This window comes from Burkholderia sp. Bp8992 (assembly GCF_003853705.1).
Classification (GTDB): domain Bacteria; phylum Pseudomonadota; class Gammaproteobacteria; order Burkholderiales; family Burkholderiaceae; genus Burkholderia.
The window spans coordinates 91,627-111,950 of the sequence record NZ_QTQI01000021.1; the positions used below are offsets into that span (position 1 = coordinate 91,627).

General features: G+C 68.8%; 21 protein-coding genes. 14 read left to right on the plus strand and 7 right to left on the minus strand.

Annotated elements, in window-relative coordinates:
- The first annotated feature begins 173 nt into the window (after positions 1–173).
- Together DIE03_RS27125 and DIE03_RS27130 are read left to right on the plus strand one after the other, a co-directional pair.
- A complete protein-coding gene (locus tag DIE03_RS27125) occupies positions 174–917 on the plus strand; it encodes a hypothetical protein (protein WP_124455360.1) in 744 nt (247 codons plus the stop codon).
- A gap of 65 nt (positions 918–982) precedes the next feature.
- Complete coding sequence (locus DIE03_RS27130; protein ID WP_124455361.1) at positions 983–1,804, plus strand: hypothetical protein; 822 nt, start codon at positions 983–985, stop codon at positions 1,802–1,804.
- Between the two features lie 6 nt (positions 1,805–1,810).
- On the opposite strand, the gene DIE03_RS27135 is transcribed toward DIE03_RS27130, so the two are convergent.
- The 3 genes from DIE03_RS27135 to speE all read right to left on the minus strand — a co-directional run bounded on the left by DIE03_RS27135 (position 1,811) and on the right by speE (position 3,988).
- Entirely contained in the window at positions 1,811–2,578 is a 768-nt protein-coding gene (locus DIE03_RS27135; RefSeq protein WP_124455362.1) for a 16S rRNA (uracil(1498)-N(3))-methyltransferase, read from the minus strand.
- Positions 2,579–2,595: 17 nt separating this feature from the next.
- The gene (locus DIE03_RS27140; RefSeq protein WP_124455363.1) at positions 2,596–3,012 is read right to left on the minus strand and encodes a glyoxalase/bleomycin resistance/extradiol dioxygenase family protein; all 417 of its coding nucleotides are present in this window, start codon (positions 3,010–3,012) and stop codon (positions 2,596–2,598) included.
- Between the two features lie 118 nt (positions 3,013–3,130).
- Positions 3,131–3,988 (minus strand): polyamine aminopropyltransferase, encoded by an 858-nt coding sequence (gene speE, locus DIE03_RS27145; RefSeq protein ID WP_124455364.1) that lies wholly within the window; start codon positions 3,986–3,988, stop codon positions 3,131–3,133.
- Positions 3,989–4,205: 217 nt separating this feature from the next.
- Between speE and tkt the strand changes: the two genes are divergently transcribed.
- Both tkt and gap read left to right on the plus strand, forming a co-directional pair.
- Complete coding sequence (gene tkt, locus DIE03_RS27150) at positions 4,206–6,278, plus strand: transketolase (RefSeq protein WP_124455365.1); 2,073 nt, start codon at positions 4,206–4,208, stop codon at positions 6,276–6,278.
- Between the two features lie 87 nt (positions 6,279–6,365).
- Positions 6,366–7,376 carry a type I glyceraldehyde-3-phosphate dehydrogenase gene (gene gap, locus DIE03_RS27155; RefSeq protein WP_014898111.1) on the plus strand — a complete coding sequence of 337 codons (1,011 nt, stop codon included), beginning with the start codon at positions 6,366–6,368 and terminating at the stop codon, positions 7,374–7,376.
- Positions 7,377–7,453: 77 nt separating this feature from the next.
- Here the strand turns inward: gap and DIE03_RS27160 are convergent, their stop codons facing one another.
- Positions 7,454–8,344, minus strand: coding sequence for a LysR family transcriptional regulator (locus DIE03_RS27160; RefSeq protein WP_124455366.1), 891 nt, complete (start codon positions 8,342–8,344; stop codon positions 7,454–7,456).
- Between the two features lie 151 nt (positions 8,345–8,495).
- Between DIE03_RS27160 and DIE03_RS27165 the strand changes: the two genes are divergently transcribed.
- Entirely contained in the window at positions 8,496–9,269 is a 774-nt protein-coding gene (locus DIE03_RS27165) for an SDR family NAD(P)-dependent oxidoreductase (protein ID WP_124455367.1), read from the plus strand.
- Positions 9,270–9,282: 13 nt separating this feature from the next.
- Positions 9,283–10,341 carry an L-idonate 5-dehydrogenase gene (locus DIE03_RS27170; protein ID WP_124455368.1) on the plus strand — a complete coding sequence of 353 codons (1,059 nt, stop codon included), beginning with the start codon at positions 9,283–9,285 and terminating at the stop codon, positions 10,339–10,341.
- Positions 10,342–10,449: 108 nt separating this feature from the next.
- On the opposite strand, the gene DIE03_RS27175 is transcribed toward DIE03_RS27170, so the two are convergent.
- Positions 10,450–11,649, minus strand: coding sequence for an MFS transporter (locus DIE03_RS27175; protein WP_124455369.1), 1,200 nt, complete (start codon positions 11,647–11,649; stop codon positions 10,450–10,452).
- 295 nt (positions 11,650–11,944) lie between these two features.
- On the opposite strand from DIE03_RS27175, the gene cynR reads away from it, so the two are divergent.
- Entirely contained in the window at positions 11,945–12,835 is an 891-nt protein-coding gene (gene cynR / locus DIE03_RS27180) for a transcriptional regulator CynR (protein ID WP_124455370.1), read from the plus strand.
- A 37-nt stretch (positions 12,836–12,872) separates the two neighbouring features.
- Here cynR and DIE03_RS27185 read toward each other — a convergent pair whose 3' ends face one another.
- Positions 12,873–13,595: a FadR/GntR family transcriptional regulator gene (locus tag DIE03_RS27185; protein WP_185658227.1), complete on the minus strand. Its 723-nt coding sequence runs from the start codon at positions 13,593–13,595 to the stop codon at positions 12,873–12,875.
- A gap of 212 nt (positions 13,596–13,807) precedes the next feature.
- Between DIE03_RS27185 and DIE03_RS27190 the strand changes: the two genes are divergently transcribed.
- From DIE03_RS27190 to DIE03_RS27200, 3 genes are all read left to right on the plus strand, one after another.
- Positions 13,808–15,127 carry a C4-dicarboxylate transporter DctA gene (locus DIE03_RS27190; protein ID WP_124455372.1) on the plus strand — a complete coding sequence of 440 codons (1,320 nt, stop codon included), beginning with the start codon at positions 13,808–13,810 and terminating at the stop codon, positions 15,125–15,127.
- Positions 15,128–15,231: 104 nt separating this feature from the next.
- Positions 15,232–16,239: an allantoicase gene (gene alc, locus DIE03_RS27195; RefSeq protein ID WP_124455373.1), complete on the plus strand. Its 1,008-nt coding sequence runs from the start codon at positions 15,232–15,234 to the stop codon at positions 16,237–16,239.
- A 14-nt stretch (positions 16,240–16,253) separates the two neighbouring features.
- Positions 16,254–16,787 carry an ureidoglycolate lyase gene (locus DIE03_RS27200; protein ID WP_124455374.1) on the plus strand — a complete coding sequence of 178 codons (534 nt, stop codon included), beginning with the start codon at positions 16,254–16,256 and terminating at the stop codon, positions 16,785–16,787.
- Positions 16,788–16,895: 108 nt separating this feature from the next.
- Here DIE03_RS27200 and fur read toward each other — a convergent pair whose 3' ends face one another.
- Entirely contained in the window at positions 16,896–17,324 is a 429-nt protein-coding gene (gene fur / locus DIE03_RS27205; RefSeq protein ID WP_006400349.1) for a ferric iron uptake transcriptional regulator, read from the minus strand.
- A gap of 141 nt (positions 17,325–17,465) precedes the next feature.
- Between fur and DIE03_RS27210 the strand changes: the two genes are divergently transcribed.
- The 4 genes from DIE03_RS27210 to DIE03_RS27225 all read left to right on the plus strand — a co-directional run bounded on the left by DIE03_RS27210 (position 17,466) and on the right by DIE03_RS27225 (position 20,296).
- A complete protein-coding gene (locus DIE03_RS27210) occupies positions 17,466–18,266 on the plus strand; it encodes an outer membrane protein assembly factor BamE (protein ID WP_124455375.1) in 801 nt (266 codons plus the stop codon).
- Between the two features lie 63 nt (positions 18,267–18,329).
- On the plus strand, positions 18,330–19,127 hold the full coding sequence (dapB, locus tag DIE03_RS27215) for a 4-hydroxy-tetrahydrodipicolinate reductase (RefSeq protein ID WP_124455376.1): 798 nt from the start codon (positions 18,330–18,332) through the stop codon (positions 19,125–19,127).
- A 17-nt stretch (positions 19,128–19,144) separates the two neighbouring features.
- Positions 19,145–19,813, plus strand: a complete 669-nt coding sequence (locus tag DIE03_RS27220) for a MotA/TolQ/ExbB proton channel family protein (protein ID WP_124455377.1) — start codon at positions 19,145–19,147, stop codon at positions 19,811–19,813.
- 24 nt (positions 19,814–19,837) lie between these two features.
- Entirely contained in the window at positions 19,838–20,296 is a 459-nt protein-coding gene (locus DIE03_RS27225) for a biopolymer transporter ExbD (RefSeq protein ID WP_124455378.1), read from the plus strand.
- Positions 20,297–20,324 lie beyond the last annotated feature (28 nt).

Sequence of the window (20,324 nt, forward strand, 5' to 3'; positions counted from 1 at the left end):
GGCAAGAAGCCCGCCTCGAGCGGGCTTTTTTGCGCCTGCGCGATGCGTGCATGCCTGACCTGGCCCGACAAACGCCTTTCATCGCGCACTTTTTTCCGCGACAATCGCTCGGCCCGATCGCAGTCACTGCGACGGGCGCACAACACAATCATTCGACAGAGGGCCGCTTTCCCATGACCGCTACCCGATTCGCGGCGCGCGCCGGTGCGCGCCGTCCGCTCGCGCACGCGCTGGCCGCGTGCGTACTGTCGCTCGGCATCCCGCTGGCCGCGCAGGCCGCGGTGCTGACGCCCGAGCAAACCACCGACCTGTATCTCGGCGCATTCGTCAATGGCGACGTATCGAAGGCCGAGCAGTTCAACGAGGCAACCCGCACGCACTTCGACGGCAAGGGTGTGCTCGACGTGGCGGCCGTGGCGAAGCTCGCCGACAAGGTGAGCGAGGCTATCGTCGCCTCGATCCTGAACAAGGTGCCGGCGACGGTGCGCGCAACGGTGAGTGGGCCGGCCACCGCGGCGATCGAGTCATTTCAGCATGCACTCGCGCGCTCCGAGTGCAAGGCCACCGGCTCGACCCGGAAACCGAACGAATCCGTGGAAGGCGAATCGATCGCGACGGTCGAATTCGCGTGCCGCGTCGCCGAGGTGGAGCCTGGCTTGAGGGCGCTGCAGGAGAAGATCGACGAGCCGCGCTCGGAGGACGACAACGCGCGCGCGGCATACCTCGCGACGTTCTTGAAGGGCTTGGTACCCGTGTTCGACCACGCGTCGACGAGCCGGCCGATGACAGGCCGGATCGACCTGCATGGCACGGACGGCAAGGGCTGGATCATGGATGCCCCCGCCCAGGTGCTGCGACCCGTCGCCAACGCGCTGATGAGCCAGATACGGGACGCGAACGGCGACGCCGACAAGTAATCGGCAGCACGCTGGCCGTCGTGCACGTTGCCGGCGCGCCGGACATTCGAAACAGGGAGTCAACGATGAACGTTTTCGCACGAGGGCTGCTGGTTGCCGTAGCCGTGGCGTCGATGGCCGGCGTGGCGACTGCGGATGCCGTCGCTGCCGACCCGGCGCCGATGCCGGCGTCGCAGGCCGCGTATCCGGCCGTCGAGCGCTTGCTTGCCGACCTGCGCACACGCTCGACACCGGACCAGTATGCGGCGGTGGCCGGCGCGATTCACACATCGTCGGCGCTGGCCGGCCAGATGAACGAACTGGTCGATGCGCGGCTGTTGACACGCATCGTGGTGGATAGCGGCGAGCCCGCGCTCGGCAGGACGACCGGCGCGTTGCGCAACGGGAGCGTCTGGATCCTGACGCCGGAGTTCGTCGCGAACCAGGCGCCGCGGCGGCTGTTCGACGTCGTGCAGGAAGACGACATCCTGCCGGACAACATGGTGTTCGCGCTCGGTTACATGGCATGGCGCACGCAGCACGATGCCGAAGTGAACCGCGCGGCCGACGCGATGCAGGCGTCGGCCGACGGCGTCGACGCGAAGAAGCAGCGATGGATCGACCTGAACACGCGGATCGATGCCGGCGGCTTCATCCAGGGCTGGAACGATACGGTGGATGCCGCGACGTTCCGGCACGACGGTCGGCCGATCAGCGTCGTGCAGGCCGTCCAGATGATGATGAACCTGCGCTACCGCGGGCCGCTGATCCAGGCGATCCGGGCGACGCCGCCGTTGCGGGTTGCCGCGCCGACATTCGAACCCGATGCGGCCAGCATCGACGCGCTGGCGTCGGTGCTCAAGGGTTCCGGCGTCATCGACATCGAGCCGTTGAACGCGGCCCGCTGACGCGCTTTACCACCCGCCCCAGCGCGCTGCCAACGCCGCGAGCACGGCCGCGCCGGCCGTCTCGGTGCGCAGTACGCGCGGCCCGAGCGACAACGCGGTGAACCCGCGGGCGCGCGCCGCGCTTTCCTCGTCGGGCGACAGCCCGCCTTCGGGGCCGATCAGCAGCGTGATGGTAGCCGCAGGCGGCGCGTCGGGCAGCGACGCGAACGGGATGCTCGCACGCGGCGACAGCAGCAGTCGCAACTCGCCGTCGGCCGGCGCAGCCGGCAACGTATCGAGCCACGCGTGGAAGCCGGCGACCGGCGCGACGTCGGGTACACGGTTGCGCCCGCACTGTTCGCACGACGCACGCACGACGCCGCGCCAGTGCGCGACGCGCTTGTCCGCGCGTTCACCGGACAGCTTCACGACGCCGCGCGCGGTCGACAGCGGCACGACCGCCGCGACGCCGAGCTCGACGGCCTTCTCGATCACCCAGTCCATCTTGTCGCCGCCGGCGATCCCTTGCGCAAGCGTCACGCGGTAGGGCGGCTCGGCTTCGGCCGCCTCGAATGCCTCGATCTGCACGATCGCGCTGCGCTTGTCGATCTCGACGAGCCGCGCGCGGTACTGGCCGCCGCTGCCGTCGAACAGCGCGAGCATGTCGCCGGGTTGCAGGCGCAGCACCTGGGCGTGGCGCGCGACATCGGCCGGCAACGCGAGCGTGGCGTCGGCGCGCAATGCGGCGTCGACGAAAAAGCGCGGCACGGCCGCGGTAGTGGTGGCTTCGTTCATGCGTGTTGCGGTGTCGGTCATGCGTCGAGACGGCGTCCAAGCGCCCATCGGTAGCCGTCGAGATCCTCGATCTGCGCGAAGCGGTCGCCCCAGAACTGGTCCTGCGGCGCGCTCAGCGACTTCGCGCCTGCGTCGAGCGCGCGCTGCCAGGTGGCGTCGACGTCGTCGACATACAGATAGAACGATTGCGGTGCGGTCGAGTTCGAGCTCTTCGGCGTGAGCGCGGTCGAGCCGAACGCGCCTTCGGGCGCGAACATCACGATCAGCTGGCCGCGGTAGCTCATCTCGACGTGCATGATCGCGCCGTCCTCGTCGTGCACGTCGCGCAGCGCGAAGCCGAAGGCGGCCTTGAAGAAATCGATGGCCGCGCGCGCGTTGCGTACGGCCAGGTAGGGCGTCAACCAAGGCACGTTGGCCGGACGTGGATCGGTCATGAAAATCTCCTGTGGGACCAGGGTGGCGCGGCGTCCGGGTCGCTCCGGTTCCGTGTTTCGCACGGCGAACCATGCAGGACCTCGACGGAATGGCGGAACGATACGGCCGACCGGACGCTCAGCGGCGAACGCCCAGTGTATCGCGCAGCGCGCGCGGCAGGGCAAAGAGGGACGCATGCAGCCGCGCATCGTAGTAGCGCAGGCCGTGGACGCGACGGGCCGCGAGCCGTTCGTCGATGTCGTGCGCGAACAGCGCGGCCGCGTCGAGCGTGTCGCTCGCGATCGCCATCAGCCACTGCGAACCGTACAGCGGCACGTGCGCGGACAGCGGATCGACGACCGCGAAGCTCGCGCGCAGGTCGTCGAGCAGCGCGGCGATGCGCGTGGCGTGGAACACCGGCGAGCCGAGATGCAACGAGATCGCGCCGCACGGCGTGAGAATGCGCTTGAGCCGCGCGTAGAACGCGCGCGTATAGAGGCCGGCCGCCGGAGAATCGGGCGGCGTGAGGTCGAACACGACGAGATCGAAATGCTCGACGGTCGAGTCGACGAAATGCGCGGCGTCGCCGATCACGACCTCGACGCGCGGGTCGTCGAGCGCGCCCTGGTGCACGTCGTCGAGATAGCGGCGCGCCATCCCGATCACTTCGTCGTCGAGCTCCGCGATCACGATCCGCTCGAGGCACGCGTGCTTGAGCAGCTGGCGTGCCGCGCCGCCGTCGCCGCCGCCGAGCACGAGCGCCTTCTTCGGCGACGGGTGCGCGAGCGCGGCCGGGTGCGTCATGCACTCGTGATAGACGTACTCGTCGCCGACCGACGTCATCGGCCGGCCGTCCAGCGTGAACAGGCGGCCGAGCTGCGGCGTTTCCCAGACTTCGATCTGCTGGTGCGGGGACGCGACGTGCGCGAGCCGCCGGGCATTCGGGAAGCCGTAGGTGGCGTGGGGCGTAGGGTGAAAGAGAAGGGTGGTGCTCACGGGCGGGCCACTCGGGGGCAGGCAGTTCCGACGTCTGAATTATAGGAGGCCGGCGCTTTGACGGAAAACCGTGCCGGAACACTACGCGCCGACAAGGGAAATGTCAGCCCATCTGTTAAAATGACGAGCTTTGCAGCCCCGTCCGTAGGCTCCGTCCGCTTCGCGTCCGTCAGGCGCCGCACCGCGCGCCGGGAACGATTGACGCTCGAGCTTCCGGATGCCGCCGTGCCCCCGTTTCCTCGACTCGTTCTCCGGACTCGACATGACGACTTCGTCTCCCGCCTCCACCACCCTGATGGCCAACGCGATCCGTGCGCTCGCGATGGACGCCGTCCAGCAAGCGAACTCCGGCCACCCCGGCATGCCGATGGGCATGGCCGAAATCGGCGTCGCGCTCTGGTCGCGCCACCTGAAGCACAACCCGACGAACCCGCACTGGGCCGACCGCGACCGCTTCGTGCTGTCGAACGGCCATGGCTCGATGCTGCTGTACTCGCTGCTGCACCTGACCGGCTACGACCTGCCGATCGAAGAGCTGAAGAACTTCCGCCAGCTGCACTCGAAGACGCCGGGTCACCCGGAATACGGGATCACGCCGGGCGTCGAGACGACCACCGGCCCGCTCGGCCAGGGCCTCGCGAACGCGGTCGGCATGGCGCTCGGCGAAGCGCTGATGGCCGACGAGTTCAACCGCGACGGCGCGAAGATCGTCGATCACCACACGTACGTGTTCCTCGGCGACGGCTGCCTGATGGAAGGCATCTCGCACGAAGCCTGCTCGCTCGCGGGCACGCTGAAGCTGAACAAGCTGATCGCGCTGTACGACGATAACGGCATCTCGATCGACGGCGACGTCGTGAACTGGTTCCACGACGACACGCCGAAGCGCTTCGAGGCATACGGCTGGAACGTGATCCCGAACGTGAACGGCCATGACGTCGACGCGGTCGACGCGGCCATCGCGAAGGCGAAGCTGTCGGACAAGCCGACGCTGATCTGCTGCAAGACGGTGATCGGCCAGGGCGCGGCAACCAAGGCCGGCGGCCACGACGTGCACGGCGCGGCGCTCGGCGCGGAAGAAATCGCGAAGACGCGCGAAGCGCTCGGCTGGAAGTGGGAGCCGTTCGTGATTCCGCAGGAAGTCTACGCGGCATGGGATGCGAAGGAAGCCGGCAAGCGCGCCGAAACCGAATGGGACGCGACGTTCGCTGCTTATCGCGCCAAGTTCCCGGCAGAAGCCGCCGAATTCGAGCGCCGGATGGCCAACCAGCTGCCGGCCGACTGGGCCGAGAAGGCGGCAGCGATCATCGCCGGCGCGAACGAGCGCGGCGAGACGGTGGCGACCCGCAAGGCGTCGCAGCAGGCGATCGAAGGCCTGGCTGCCGCGCTGCCCGAACTGCTCGGCGGCTCGGCCGACCTGACCGGCTCGAACCTGACCAACTGGAAGGCGTCGAAGGCGGTCCGCGCGAATCCGGAAGGCCCGGGCGTCGCGCTGGGCAACCACATCAACTACGGCGTGCGCGAATTCGGCATGAGCGCCGCGATCAACGGCCTCGCGCTGCACGGCGGCCACAAGCCGTTCGGCGGCACGTTCCTGACGTTCTCCGACTACAGCCGCAACGCGCTGCGCGTCGCCGCGCTGATGAAGGTGCCGTCGATCTTCGTGTTCACGCACGATTCGATCGGCCTCGGCGAAGACGGCCCGACGCACCAGTCGATCGAGCACGTGTCGAGCCTGCGCCTGATCCCGAACCACGACGTGTGGCGTCCGGCCGACACGGTCGAGACGGCCGTCGCGTGGACGCACGCGGTCGCCGCGGATCGTCCGTCGAGCCTGATCTTCAGCCGCCAGAACCTCGCGTTCAACCCGCGTACCGACGCGCAGATCGCGAACATCGCGAAGGGCGGCTACGTGCTGAAGGACTGGGACGAGGAGATCGTCGCGCGCAAGATCATCCTGATCGCGACGGGCTCGGAAGTCGAACTCGCGATGAAGGCCGTCGAGCCGCTCGCGCAGCAGGGCATCGCGGCCCGCGTCGTGTCGATGCCGTCGACCAACGTGTTCGACCGCCAGGACGCCGAATACCGCGAACGCGTGCTGCCGCACGGCGTGCGCCGCGTCGCGATCGAAGCGGGCGTGACGAGCTTCTGGCACAAGTACGTCGGCCTCGAAGGCGGCGTCGTCGGGATCGACACGTTCGGCGAATCGGCACCGGCCGGCGTGCTGTTCAAGTACTTCGGCTTCACCGTCGAACACGTCGTCGAGACCGCGAAGGCCGTACTGGCCTAAGACCATAAGCGACGCGCGCCACCCCGCGCGCGCGTCGCACCGTGAAGCTGCACGAAACGAATTTTTTCAGCCATCAGGAGATAGACCATGACGATTCGCGTCGCAATCAACGGCTACGGCCGTATCGGCCGCAACACGCTGCGCGCGTTCTATGAAAACGGCAAGAAGCACGATCTCGAGATCGTCGCGATCAACGACCTGGGTGATGCGAAGACCAACGCGCACCTGACCCAGTACGACACCGCGCACGGCAAGTTCCCGGGCGAAGTGTCGGTCGACGGCGATTACCTCGTCGTGAACGGCGACAAGATCCGCGTGCTGGCGAACCGCAACCCGGCCGAACTGCCGTGGGGCGAGCTGGGCGTCGACGTCGTGATGGAATGCACGGGCTTCTTCACGACGAAGGAAAAGGCGAGCGCGCACCTGAAGGGCGGCGCGAAGAAGGTGATCATCTCGGCGCCGGGCGGCAAGGACGTCGACGCGACGATCGTCTACGGCGTGAACCACAACGTGCTGAAGGCCGAGCACACGGTCATCTCGAACGCATCGTGCACGACGAACTGCCTCGCGCCGCTCGTCAAGCCGCTGAACGACAAGATCGGCCTCGAAACCGGCCTGATGACGACGATCCACGCGTACACGAACGACCAGGTGCTGACGGACGTCTATCACGAAGACCTGCGCCGCGCGCGTTCGGCCACGCACAGCCAGATCCCGACGAAGACGGGCGCGGCTTCGGCCGTCGGCCTCGTGCTGCCGGAACTGAACGGCAAGCTCGACGGTTACGCGATCCGCGTCCCGACGATCAACGTGTCGGTCGTTGACCTGTCGTTCATCGCGAAGCGCGACACGACGGTCGAGGAAGTCAACGCGATCATGAAGGAAGCATCGGAAGGCGCGCTGAAGGGCATCCTCGGCTACAACGACGCACCGCTGGTGTCGATCGACTTCAACCACAACCCGGCTTCGTCGACGTTCGACGCGACGCTGACCAAGGTGTCGGGCCGCCTCGTCAAGGTGTCGAGCTGGTACGACAACGAGTGGGGTTTCTCGAACCGCATGCTGGATACGGCAGTCGCATTCGCGAACGCGAAGTAATCCCGCACGTTGCGCGGCCGCCGCAACGCGGCTTGCGCAGCGAACGAGCCCGGCCCGGGGTTTCCCGGCCGGGTTTTTTATTGCCCGGCGTTCGCCGTCACCTGCTCGATCGCATCGACGAACGCACGTTTCAACGGGCTGTCGAGATCGGTCCACGCGAGGCCGATGCCGGTGCGATGCCCGGCCAGGTCGAGCGGCCGCGCGAGCACGTTCGGCGGCAGCGCGCTCGCGGCTTCCGCCGGGATCAGCCCGATCCCCATTCCGGCCGCGACGAGCGCGAGCATCGTCGTGAATTCCCCGAACTCCTGCGCAATCTCGAGCGTCGTGCCCGCGCGGCTCAGCGCGAGCAGCATGTCGTCGTGAAAGCCGGGCGCGTAGCGGCGCGCGAGCACGAACGCCGGCTGGCCCCGCAACGCGGCCGGCGCGATCGCATCATGCACGGCCAGCGGATGGCCGAGCGGCAGCGCGACGACGAATCCCTCCTCGAGCACCACGCGCGTGTCGATGCCCGCATACGCGGCCGGCAGCCGGATCATCCCGAAATCGATGCGCCGGTCGCGCAGCGCGGCGATCTGGTCGGGCGTCGGCATGTCCTTCAATTCGAGCGCGATCAGCGGATAGCGCTCGCGCATCGTGCGCAGCACGGCCGGCAGCAGCGCGGGCAGCACCGACGACACGAACGCGATCCGCAGCGTGCCGATTTCGCCGCGGCTCGACAGCCGCGCCAGCTGCTCCGCGCGCGCGGCCTGCTGCAGCGTGGCGCGCGCCTCGGGCAGGAACACGCGCCCCGTGTCGCTCAGTTCGACCTTGTGCCGGTCGCGCTCGAACAGGCGCGCGCCCAGCTCTTCCTCGAGTGCCTTGATCTGCATGCTCAGCGCGGGCTGCACGATGAACAGGCGCTGCGCGGCACGCCCGAAATGCAGCTCTTCCGCGAGCGTGACGAAGGCGCGCAATTGCTTGAGTTCCATGGGCGGCAGGCTCGGGAAGGCGGTAATCAGATTTCATGATAACCGGATCAAAAAAGACCATTGGCGCGGGTTCCGTCCGGCGGCGGAAGATAGCGTCGACGCGAGACCGGCCGCGATGGGCCGCCGGCTCGACTGGCACGAGGAGACATCCATGACCCATGCGCTTGACCGGTTCCGCCTTGACGGCCGCCGCGCACTGATTACCGGCTCCGGACGCGGAATCGGGCTCACGCTCGCCCGCGGGCTCGCGGAAGCCGGCGCCGCGATCGTCATCAACGATCGCAATGAGGAGAAGGCCGCGACGCTCGCGCGCCGTTTCCGCGACGAAGGTTTTGCTGCCGACCATGCGGCGTTCGACGTCGCCGAGCACGCGCAGGTGCGCGCGGCGATCGACGCTTTCGAGGCGCGCGTCGGCGCGATCGACATCCTCGTGAACAACGCCGGCATCCAGCGCCGCGCGCCGCTCGACACCTTCGAACCGGACGACTGGCAGGCGCTGATGCGCGTGAACCTCGACGGCGTGTTCAACGTCGCGCAGGCCGTCGCGCGGCACATGATCGCGCGCGGCCACGGGAAGATCATCAACATCTGCTCGGTGCAGAGCGAACTCGCGCGGCCGACGATCGCGCCGTATGCCGCGACCAAGGGCGCAGTGCGGATGCTGACGAAAGGGATGTGCGCCGACTGGGCACGCCACGGCATCCAGGCGAACGGCCTCGCGCCCGGCTACTTCGAAACCGAACTGAATCGCGCGCTGGTCGACGATGCGGCGTTCTCGGACTGGCTGTGCAAGCGCACGCCGGCCGGCCGCTGGGGGCGCGCCGACGAGCTGTGCGGCGCGGCGATCTTCCTCGCATCGGCCGCATCCGATTTCGTGAACGGCCAGACGCTGTTCGTGGATGGCGGGCTGACCAGTGCCGTCTGACAAGGAGCGTGTCATGCGTATGCGTTGCATGTGTGTGGTGATCCACGGGCCGAACGACCTGCGGGTCGAGGAGCAGGACGCGGGCGAGATCGGCCCGGGCCAGGTGCGCGTCGATGTCGCGATGGGCGGCATCTGCGGCTCCGACCTGCATTACTTCCGGCATGGCGGCTTCGGCGCGATCCGGCTGCAGCAGCCGATGGTGCTCGGCCACGAGGTGGCCGGCACGGTCGCGGAAGTCGCGCCGGACGTCACGTCGGTGAAAGTCGGCGACCGTGTCGCTGTCAACCCGAGCCGGCCGTGCGGCGCGTGCCGCTACTGCCTCGAAGGGCTGCCGAACCAGTGTCTCGACATGCGCTTCTACGGCAGCGCGATGCGCATGCCGCACGTGCAGGGCGCGTTCCGCAACGCGCTCGTGTGCGACGCGGTGCAGTGCGTGAAGGTTGCCGACCACGTGCCGCTGTCGCTCGCGGCGCTCGCCGAGCCGTTCGCGGTCGGGCTGCATGCGGTGTCGCGCGCGGGCCCGCTGATCGGCAAGCGCGTGCTCGTGTCGGGCTGCGGGCCGATCGGCGTGCTCGCGGTCGCGGCGGCGCGCGTGCACGGTGCGACGGAGATCGTCGCGACCGACGTCGTCGAGGCGCCGCTGGCAGTGGCGAGCGCGCTCGGCGCCGACCGCACGATCAATGCGGCGGCCGATGCCGGCTGGGTCGAGCGTTACGCCGCCGACAAGGGCACGTTCGACGTGATGATCGAGTGTTCGGGCAATGCGCGCGCGTTGCGCGACGGGCTGGACGTGATGCGGCCGCGCGGCGTCGTCGTGCAGCTGGGGCTCGGCGGCGACGTCAGCCTGCCGCAGAACGTCGTGGTCGCGAAGGAGCTGTCGATCTGCGGATCGTTCCGCTTCCACGCGGAATTCGCGCTCGCGGTGCAGCTGATCAATGCGGGGCGCGTCGACCTGCGGCCGGCCGTCACGCGCGTGTTCCCGATGCGCGACGCGAACCTCGCGTTCGAATTGGCAGGCGATCGGCAGCGCGCGATGAAGGTGCTGATCGATTTCGCGGACGCGGCCGCGTGAGCGGCCGGCGCCAGCGCGTCACGCACGGTATCGACGTCGTCAAACAGGCACGCCCGCGATTCGCGCGGCGTGCCTTTGTTCGTCAGGCGGCGGAAGCGGACGACCGCATTACTGCGTGACCTGCCGCGTGCCGGCGCGCTGCGAGGCGAGCCACAGCGCGAGCAGCACGCCCGACAGCGCCGCGCCGGCAATGCATACGCCGCGCCAGCCGTCGATGCGGTACGCGACGCTCGCCGCGAACGACCCGAACGCGCCGCCGATGAAGTAGCTCGTCAGGTAGATCGTCGTCACGCGGCTGCGCGCGTTGCCGGCCAGCGCGTAGATCACGCTCTGGTTCGAGATGTGCGTGCCCTGCACGCCGATGTCGAGCAGCAGGATGCCGGCGATCAGCGCCGCGAGCGAGTGCGAGCCGGTCGCGATCAGCGCGAACGACGCGAGCACGGCCGCCGCGAACAATCCCGTCGCGGCATTGCCGTGGCCGCGATCGACGAGCCGGCCGGCCGACGTCGCCGCGAGCGCGCCCACCGCGCCGACGACGCCGAACAGCCCGATCCGGCCTTCGGAATAGCCGTACGGCGGCTGGCTCAGCAGGAACGTGAGGCCCGTCCACAGCAGGCTGAAGCACGCGAACACGAGCGCGCCGTAGGACGAGCGCAGCGCGATCAGCGGTTGTGCGCGCACCAGCGCGACGAGCGACTTCATCAGGGCCGCATAGTCGACGCGCGTGTCGCGGCGATCCTTCGGCAGCTTCGCGGCGAGCACGCCGGTCAGCGCGAGCACCATCACCGCGGCGACGCCGTACACCGCGCGCCAGCCGAACCAGTCGGCGATCGCGCCGGCCGCGACGCGCGCGAGCAGGATGCCGAGCAACAGGCCGCTCATCACGGTGCCGACCGCGCGGCCGCGCGAGCGCGCGTCGGCAAGCGATGCCGCGAACGGCACGAGCAGCTGCGTCGAGCAGGTGACGAAGCCGACCGCGACGTTCGCGACGACGAACATCGTGAAGTTCGTGCTGAACGTGACCGCGGCCAGCGCGACGACGTTGAGCATCAGCAGCCGCACGATCAGCGTATGGCGGTTGACCGCGTCGCCGAGCGGGACGATCAGCAGCAGGCTCGCCGCATAGCCGAGCTGCGTCAGCGTGACGAGATAGCCGAGTTCGGTCGGCGCGCGGCCGAAGCTGTGCGCGATCGCGGCGAGCAGCGGCTGCGCGTAGTAGATGTTGCCGATGACGATGCCGCACGCGCAGGCGAACAGCAGCGTCATGCCGCGGGTGAGGGGAGGATGGTTGTCTTGATGCGGTTCCATGGTCGCGAAAAACAGCGGCGCCGGCCGGCGGCACGGGACCGTCGGCTGCGCGGGGTGATGGAAATCGGGGCTGGCGTCAACGGATCGGCGGTGAACCGATGCGCGCCGGGCGAAACGCGGCCGGGCCCCGATCGGGCGGGCGGCGGATCGTCGTGCGGCGGGCCCGGGCGGGCCGCTTCGGTGCGGTGACAGGCGAGGCACGGGAGCGGATGTGCGTATGATGCGGGAGTCGTCCCATAGCGTCCAAGACTGGATCGTTATGGTATCCATTGGTGAAACCAATACATTGGCCGCGATGCTTCTCCGCCACATACGCTATTTCCTGGCCGTCGCCGAGGAGCGCAGTTTCACGCGCGCGGCCGACGCGCTGCACGTGTCGCAGCCGACTTTGTCGCAGCAGGTGCGCCAGCTCGAGGACACGCTCGGCGTGCAGCTGTTCGACCGCTCGGGCCGCGCGGTGCGGCTCACCGAATTCGGCGAGGTCTATGCGCGCCATGCGCGCGCCGCGCTGCACGAGCTCGAAACGGGCGAGCGCGCGCTGCACGACGTCGCCGATCTCGGCAGCGGGTCGCTGCGGCTCGCGATGATGCCGACCTTCGCGGCCTACCTGAGCGGCTCGCTGATCGACGGCTTCCACGCCGATTATCCGAACGTCGCGCTGACGATCGACGCGATGCCGCAGGAGCGCATCGAGGCCATGCTCGCCGACGACCGGCTCGACGCGGGTTTTGCGTTCATGCCGCCGCGCGCGCCGGACATCGATGCGCTGCCGCTGTGGGACGAGCCGCTCGCGCTCGTGACGGGCCGCATGCACCGTCTCGCGCGGCGCCGCCGCGCGCTGACGCCGGGCGAGCTCGGCGGCGAGCCGCTGGTGTTGCTGAGCCGCGCGTTCGCGACGCGCGAGCGCATCGACCGGTATTTCATCGAGCATGGCGCACGGCCGAAGATCGCGATCGAGACGAACACGATCAGCGCGGTGCTGGAGCTCGTGCGATGCGGGCGGCTCGCGACGGTGCTGCCCGACGCGATCGCCCGCGCGAGCGGCGACCTGTGCGCGCTGGAGATCGATCCGCCGCTGCCGACGCGTACGGCCGCGCTGCTCACGCGCAAGGGTGCGTACCGCAGTGTCGCGGCACGCGCGTTCATCGAGCGCGCGCTCGCGTATCGCGATCCGTCGGAAGGGTGACTGGGGACGACCGCGCGGCTGGGGCGCCGGCGGCGCGTTACGCGCCCGGCGTCGGGAAGAAGATGCCTGCGCGCTGCGCGGCGTTCGCGATGTGCGTTTCGATCGCGGTGCCCGCGGCGGCCGCGTCGCGCGCGATCAGCGCGTCGACGATCGCGCGGTGCTCGTGCCACGTCGACAGCAGCAGCTCGCGCCGGTAGAACGGCATGCGCTGGCTTTCCTTCATGATGTCCGCGCTGCTGCGCAGGATCGACTCGATCGCCGCGTTGCCAGCGAGATGGATGATCCGCATGTGGAAGTCGAAGTCGAGCTGCGACGCTTCGTCGATCGCGTTGTCGGTCAGCGCGACGTGCAGGTCGGCGAGGTTGTCCTCGAACCATGCGATGTCGTCGTCGCTGACGACGTGCGCAGCCATCCGCGCGGCGAATCCTTCGAGCGCATAGCGCATCTGGTACGTGTCGGGCGGCGACGACTGTTCGGCGAACTGCCACGGATGCGCGGCCGATGCCTGCGCGCTTTCGACGTAGACGCCCTTGCCCGCGCGGATGCGCAGCATCCCGAGCGCCTCGAGCGTCGACAGCGCCTCGCGCAGCGACGCGCGGCTGATCTCCAGCTCCTCGGAGAGCTGGCGCTGGGCCGGCAGCAGGCTGCCGACCGGATAAACGCCTGCCTCGATCCGTTCGCGGATCGTCGCGATGGCGGCGTCGGTCACGGTATGCGGAACGTTTTTCATGATGTGAACGATGGCCGGTCTGACCGGCATTGTAATCCGCACGCAGGCGGTGCACGACCGTCCTACGGGAAAGCCACGATCCGCCCCTTTCCATTACGCCGGAACCGGGCGGGGAGGGGCGGGAAATCCCTATTTTGTCCGTCCTTGACGTCACTATATCGGCTTCCTACTATCCACCATAACATCACTGGTCTTACCAGTATGAACAGACGAAACTGCAACCGTTGGATCGGGAGAGCGCCGTGTCGAAATTCCTCAATTCGCTGTTTGGCCGGGTAGTCGTCGCATTGATCCTGGGGGTCGCGCTAGGCGCGTTCTTCCCGCACTTCGCCGAGTCGCTGCGCCCGCTCGGCGACGGCTTCCTGAAGCTTATCAAGATGGTCATCGGCCCGATCGTGTTCTGCGTCGTGGTGAGCGGGATGGCCAATGCGGGCGACCTGAAGAAGGTCGGCCGGGTCGGCCTGAAGGCCGTCGTCTACTTCGAGGTGATGACGACGCTCGCGCTCGGCATCGGGCTCGTCCTCGCATGGCTCACGCGCCCGGGCGTCGGGATGAACATCGACCTGCGCTCGCTCGACGCGGCGTCGCTCGCGACGTACGCGAAGAACGCCGAAGGCCTGAAGGACACGGCCGGCTACCTGATGAAGATCATCCCCGAGACCGCGATCGACGCGTTCGCGAAGGGCGACATCCTGCAGATCCTCGTGTTCGCGGTGCTGTTCGGCTCCGCGCTGTCGCTGCTCGGCGACAAGGCGCAGCGCGTCAATTCGCTGATCGAGGAACTGTCGCACGTGTTCTTCCGGATCATCGGCTTCATCATCAAGCTCGCGCCGCTCGGCGTGCTCGGCGCGATCGCGTTCACGACCGGCAAGTACGGTGTCGCGTCGCTCAAGCAGCTCGGCTACCTCGTCGCGGTGTTCTACCTGAGCTGCTTCGTGTTCGTCACGGTCGTGCTCGGCGCGGTGATGCGGCTCGCGGGCTTCTCGGTGTTCAAGCTGATCCGCTACCTGCGCGAGGAACTGTCGATCGTGCTCGGCACGGCGTCGTCGGACGCGGTGCTGCCGCAGGTGATGAGCAAGCTCGAATACATGGGCATCAAGGATTCGACGGTCGGCCTCGTGATCCCGACCGGCTATTCGTTCAACCTCGACGGCTTCTCGATCTACCTGACGCTCGCGGTGCTGTTCATCGCGCAGGCCACCAACACGCCGCTGTCGACGCATGACCTGATCGTCGTGCTGCTCGTGTCGCTCGTCACGTCGAAGGGCGCGCACGGCATCCCCGGTTCGGCGATCGTGATCCTCGCGGCGACGCTGTCGGCGATTCCCGCGATTCCCGTGCTCGGCCTCGTGCTGATCCTGCCGGTCGACTGGTTCGTCGGCATCGCCCGCGCGCTGACCAACCTGATCGGCAACTGCGTCGCGACGGTCGTCGTCGCGGTGTGGGAGAACGACATCGACCGCGCCCGTGCGAAACGCGTGCTGGACCGCGAGCTGCGTTACGTGGCCGACGCGCCGGGCAGCGCCGCACCGGTCGCCGGCGACCAGGCCCACGCGCTCTGAGCGCGACGCTCGCGCGGCGCGGCGCCCCTGGCCGCACCGCCGCGAACGAAATCCCGTGACCGGCGCACCGACGCGCCGGCGCTTCTCAAAATAATGGAGACGACATGGCAGCCCCCATCCTCGATCCGAACGCGCCGGCTTTCACGCGGCGCTACATGAACCTCGCCGACCCGCGCCTCGGTGCGCAGGCGCTGCTCGCCAGCGACGAATTCTTCGCGCCGAAGGAGCGCATGCTGAATCCGGAGCCGGCCGTGTTCATTCCCGGCAAGTACGACGACCACGGCAAATGGATGGACGGCTGGGAAACGCGCCGCAAGCGCACGACCGGCCACGATTTCTGCGTGGTGCGCCTCGCGCGGCCGGGCGTGATTTACGGCGTCGATCTCGATACGAGCCACTTCACCGGCAACTTCCCGCCGGCCGCGTCGATCGACGCGTGCGCGGTCGACGGCGACACGCCGCCCGACGGCACCGAATGGCGCACGATCGTCCCTGCGACGACGCTGCAGGGCAATTCACATCATTACGTGAGCGTCGACGACGCGCGGCCGGTCACGCACCTGCGCGTGAACCTGTATCCGGACGGCGGGCTCGCGCGCTTGCGCGTGTACGGCCAGCCGCAGCGCGACTGGCGTCACGTGCCGGCCGGCGAGCTCGTCGATCTCGCGGCGATCGAGAACGGCGGCTATCTGGTGGCCGCGAACAACCAGCACTTCGGGCCGGCGTCGCAGATGCTGATGCCGGGGCGCGGCGCGAACATGGGCGACGGCTGGGAAACGCGACGGCGCCGCGAGCCCGGCAACGACTGGGCGATCGTCGCGCTCGCGCGGCCGGGCATCATCCGGCGCGTCGAGGTCGACACGGCATTCTTCAAGGGCAACTTCCCCGACCGCTGCTCGCTGCAGGCCGCGCACGTGACGGGCGGCACCGACGATTCGCTCGTCACGCAGGCGATGTTCTGGGCCGAATTGCTCGGCGAACAGAAGCTGCAGATGGATCACGTGCACACGTTCGATCAGCTCGCCGCGCTCGGCCCGGTCACGCACGTGCGCTTCAACATCTTCCCGGACGGCGGCGTGTCGCGCCTGCGTCTGTGGGGCGAGCCGGCCTGAAGGAGGGCGACGTCATGACCGGATCCCGCATCCTGCGCGTCGAGCGCCTGACCCGCGAGGCGTTCGCGCCGTTCGGCGACGTGATCGCGCTCGAAGGCGCGCGGCACTTCCCGATCAACGGCGGCACGACCGAGCGCTTTCACGATCTCGCGACGATCGACGTGTGCGCGGACGGCGGCCGGCCGCTCGTCAGCGTGTTTCGCGCGCAGCCGCGCGCGCTGCCGGTCGCGGTCACGCTGATGGAGCGCCATCCGCACGGCAGCCAGGCGTTCATCCCGCTCGCGGCCGTGTCGCGCTATGCGATCGTCGTCGCGCCGGCCGGCGACTTCCGGCCCGACGCGATGCGCGCTTTCCTCGCCGAGGGCTGGCAGGGCGTGAACTATGCGAAGGGCGTCTGGCACCATCCGTTGCTCGCGCTCGACGCGGTCAGCGATTTCGTGATCGTCGATCGCGGCGGCCCGCAACCGAACTGCGACGAGATCCCGCTCGAGGTCGCTTGGGCGCTCGAGTTCGAGCCGGCCTGCGCGAGCGTCGAAGGGCATTCGTAAGCGTTGCGGCCGGCCCGCGCGACGCGACCCGACCCGAAAAGAATCACGGCCCGGGCGGCGAGATGCCGGCCGGGCCGTGCTGCGTGCGTGACGCGCGCGAATCAGCGATCAGTGCTTGCGGTGCGGGCAGTTCTCGGTCGTGCACGAACCGTACATCGCGAGCGAGTGCTCCTGGAGCCGGAAGCCGCGCTCCTTCGCGATCGCCTGCTGGCGGCTTTCGATCTCGGCATCGAAGAATTCCTCGACGCGGCCGCAATCGAGGCACACGAGGTGGTCGTGGTGCGAGCCTTCGTTCAGCTCGAACACGGCCTTGCCGGATTCGAAGTTGCTGCGCGACAGCAGGCCGGCCTGCTCGAACTGCGTGAGCACGCGGTAGACGGTGGCGAGCCCGATGTCGAGCTGCTCGTTGAGCAGGTTGCGGTAGACGTCTTCTGCGGTCAGGTGGCGTACCGGGCTCTGCTGGAAGATCTCGAGAATCTTGAGGCGCGGTAGGGTGGCCTTTAGCCCGATATTCTTGAGATCCGTCGGATTGGTCATGGCTAGGCGTCCCTAGAGTACAATGCAGGGCTTCAATGTTACCGGCTTTTCGCCGTTCCAGAAACACGCGCGGCCTGTTCGCGGGCCAGCACGGTGAAGGAAATGATCCCAGAATCGCTTTCGCACTTTCAGAGGAGTCGCATGCGGAGTGCCATCATCGCTGCCGCCGCCGTCGTCGCGCTGGCGGGTTGTTCGTCGTACGACAGCGTGACGCAGCGCATTGCGCAGAGCATCACGCCCTATCGGATCACCGTCGTGCAGGGCAACTTCGTGTCGCAGGAGAAAGCCGCGCAGTTGCAGGCCGGCATGACGCGCGAGCAAGTCCGCGCGCTGCTCGGCACTCCGCTGCTCGCGGACATGTTCCACGCGGATCGCTGGGATTACCTCTTCTACTTCAAGCGCGGCTCGACGTCGATCGTCCAGCAGCGCGACCTCGTGGTGACTTTCTCGGGTGACCGTCTCGCGAGCTGGAGCGGCGCCGACAACCTGCCGTCCGAGCTCGACCTGCTGGCCGACATCGACGGCGACCGCGGCGGCAAGAAGGCGAAGGCTGCCGCAGCGGCGAAGAAGGCGTCCGAAGCCGCCGCCGCGAGCGCTGCGCAAGCGGCGAACGCGCCGGCGCCCGAGGCTGTCGCCAGCCCGGCGGCCAGCGCAGTGGTCGACCAGGATGCGAACGCACAGGCTGCCCGCGCGGCGAACCGCGCGACCAACCAGGTGTCGGGGCAGGGTTCGGGGTCGCGCCGGTTCACGCCGGCCGCGCAGGCTTCGGGCGGCGCGCCGGTGCCGGGCGGCCAGCCGCCGGGCGCCGCGCCGGCGATCCAGCCGCAGTTCCAGTTCCATCGTCCGCCGCAGCCGAACGTGTCGAACGAGGCGTCGCCGCCGGTCGGCCCGCAAGGCTCCGACAACCTGCAGAACCAGCCGCTCACCGCGCCGGCGCAGTAAGCCCGGCTTGCGGAACCGGGGCGGCTCGCGCCGCCCGCCTTTAGACCTGTCGTGTAGAAAGCCATGAAGATTGCGATTGCCGGCGCATCGGGCCGAATGGGCCGGATGCTGATCGAAGCCGTTCTCAACGAACCCGACGCGCAGCTCGTCGGCGCGCTCGACCGCGCCGATTCGCCGTTCCTCGGCCAGGACGCCGGTGCGTTCCTCGGCAAGGAAACCGGGATCAAGCTGACCGACGACCTCGACGCCGTGTTCGCGCAGGCCGACTATCTGATCGACTTCACGCGCCCGGAAGGCACGATGGCCCACATCGCGGCCGCGCTGCGCCACGACGTGAAGCTCGTGATCGGCACGACCGGCTTCACCGCCGAGCAGAAGGCCGAGCTGCAGGCTGCTGCGGGCAAGATCGGCATCGTGTTCGCGGCGAACATGAGCGTCGGCGTGAACGTCACGCTGAAGCTGCTCGAATTCGCGGCGCAGCATTTCTCGCACGGCTACGACATCGAAATCATCGAGGCGCACCACCGCCACAAGGTCGATGCGCCGTCGGGCACCGCGCTGATGATGGGCGAAGCCGTCGCCGGCGCGCTCGGCCGCTCGCTCGACGAGTGCGCGGTCTACGGCCGTCACGGCGTGACGGGCGAGCGCGATCCGTCGTCGATCGGCTTCGCGGCCGTGCGCGGCGGCGACATCGTCGGCGACCACACCGTGCTGTTCGCCGGCGTCGGCGAGCGCATCGAGATCACGCACAAGTCGTCCAGCCGCGTGTCGTACGCGCAGGGCGCGCTGCGCGCGGTCCGCTTCCTGTCGGCGCGCGGCGCCGGCCTGTTCGACATGCAGGACGTGCTCGGCCTGCGCTGACCCACGGGGAAACTCCGATGGCGATACCCACCGGCGTTGTCCACTACCTCGAAAGCGGCGATGCGATCACGCATGCGGTCGCCTATGTCCTGCTGGCGATGTCCGTCGCCAGCTGGTGCTTCCTTTTCATGAAAGCCTGGCTCCTGGTCCGCGCGAAGCGGCAGGGGCCGCGTGCGCTCGCCGCGTTCTGGCGCGCGCCGTCGCTCGACGCGGGCATCGCCGCGCTCGCCGGCGCCGATCGCGAGCGCGTGTTCGTGCCGCTCGCCGAAGCCGCGCGCGACGCCGCCGGCGACCACGACCCGGCCGCGCTGGCCGCGCGCGTCGAGCGCGGCGAACGCGTGCTGCGTGCGCTGCGCCACGCGATGCTGCGCTCGCAGCGGCGTCTCGAATTCGGCCAGGTGCTGCTCGCGTCGATCGGTAGCACCGCGCCGTTCGTCGGGCTGCTCGGCACCGTGTGGGGCATCTATCACGCGCTCGGCAGCATCGCCGCGAGCGGGCAGGCGCAGATCGAGAACGTCGCGGGGCCGGTCGGCGAGGCGCTGATCATGACCGCGTTCGGGCTCGTCGTCGCGATTCCGGCGGTGCTGGCCTACAACATCCTCGGGCGGCTCGTCCGGCAGCTCGCCGAGGAACTCGACGGTTTCGCGCGCGACCTGCACGTGTTCGTGTGCGCGGAAGGCGCCTGACTCAAGGCCCCGGGAGGAGCGACCATGGCATTCGGCGGGCTCGAGCACCACAAGACGTCCGCGCCGATGGCGGAGATCAACATGACGCCGCTGATCGACGTGATGCTCGTGCTGCTCGTCATCTTCATCATCACCGCGCCGCTGATGACGCACGCGATCCGGCTCGACCTGCCGAAGGTCGCGGCCAGCGTCGCGCGCGACACGCCGCAATCCGTCACCTTGTCGATCGACGACGCCGGCAAGCTGTACTGGGACGACACGCCCGTCGCGCTCGACGCACTGCCCGCGCGCTTCCGGGCCGCCGCCGAGGGCGGCGCGCCGCCCGAACTGCGGCTGCGCGCATCGCGCGCGACGCGCTACGACGTGATCGCGCAGGTGATGGGCGCCGCGCAGGCCGCGGGCCTCACGCGGATCGGCTTCGTGACCGACGTGCCGCCGCAGGCCGGCGCTACCGCCCCGGCCGCCGCCGCGCCGAAACCCTGACACGCCGTCGTTGCGGGCCCCGGCCCGC

Excerpts from the sequence above, each read along its gene's own strand:
- DIE03_RS27130 (WP_124455361.1), top strand. The coding sequence starts at position 983 with ATGAACGTTTTCGCACGAGGGCTGCTGGTTGCCGTAGCCGTGGCGTCG.
- cynR (WP_124455370.1), top strand. The coding sequence starts at position 11,945 with ATGCTTCTCCGCCACATACGCTATTTCCTGGCCGTCGCCGAGGAGCGC.
- DIE03_RS27165 (WP_124455367.1), top strand. The coding sequence starts at position 8,496 with ATGACCCATGCGCTTGACCGGTTCCGCCTTGACGGCCGCCGCGCACTG.
- DIE03_RS27175 (WP_124455369.1), bottom strand. The coding sequence starts at position 11,649 with ATGGAACCGCATCAAGACAACCATCCTCCCCTCACCCGCGGCATGACG.
- DIE03_RS27170 (WP_124455368.1), top strand. The coding sequence starts at position 9,283 with ATGCGTATGCGTTGCATGTGTGTGGTGATCCACGGGCCGAACGACCTG.
- DIE03_RS27225 (WP_124455378.1), top strand. The coding sequence starts at position 19,838 with ATGGCATTCGGCGGGCTCGAGCACCACAAGACGTCCGCGCCGATGGCG.
- DIE03_RS27210 (WP_124455375.1), top strand. The coding sequence starts at position 17,466 with ATGCGGAGTGCCATCATCGCTGCCGCCGCCGTCGTCGCGCTGGCGGGT.
- DIE03_RS27185 (WP_185658227.1), bottom strand. The coding sequence starts at position 13,595 with ATGCCGGTCAGACCGGCCATCGTTCACATCATGAAAAACGTTCCGCAT.
- DIE03_RS27200 (WP_124455374.1), top strand. The coding sequence starts at position 16,254 with ATGACCGGATCCCGCATCCTGCGCGTCGAGCGCCTGACCCGCGAGGCG.
- tkt (WP_124455365.1), top strand. The coding sequence starts at position 4,206 with ATGCCGCCGTGCCCCCGTTTCCTCGACTCGTTCTCCGGACTCGACATG.
- DIE03_RS27140 (WP_124455363.1), bottom strand. The coding sequence starts at position 3,012 with ATGACCGATCCACGTCCGGCCAACGTGCCTTGGTTGACGCCCTACCTG.
- gap (WP_014898111.1), top strand. The coding sequence starts at position 6,366 with ATGACGATTCGCGTCGCAATCAACGGCTACGGCCGTATCGGCCGCAAC.
- dapB (WP_124455376.1), top strand. The coding sequence starts at position 18,330 with ATGAAGATTGCGATTGCCGGCGCATCGGGCCGAATGGGCCGGATGCTG.
- fur (WP_006400349.1), bottom strand. The coding sequence starts at position 17,324 with ATGACCAATCCGACGGATCTCAAGAATATCGGGCTAAAGGCCACCCTA.
- DIE03_RS27220 (WP_124455377.1), top strand. The coding sequence starts at position 19,145 with ATGGCGATACCCACCGGCGTTGTCCACTACCTCGAAAGCGGCGATGCG.
- DIE03_RS27125 (WP_124455360.1), top strand. The coding sequence starts at position 174 with ATGACCGCTACCCGATTCGCGGCGCGCGCCGGTGCGCGCCGTCCGCTC.
- DIE03_RS27160 (WP_124455366.1), bottom strand. The coding sequence starts at position 8,344 with ATGGAACTCAAGCAATTGCGCGCCTTCGTCACGCTCGCGGAAGAGCTG.
- alc (WP_124455373.1), top strand. The coding sequence starts at position 15,232 with ATGGCAGCCCCCATCCTCGATCCGAACGCGCCGGCTTTCACGCGGCGC.
- DIE03_RS27135 (WP_124455362.1), bottom strand. The coding sequence starts at position 2,578 with ATGAACGAAGCCACCACTACCGCGGCCGTGCCGCGCTTTTTCGTCGAC.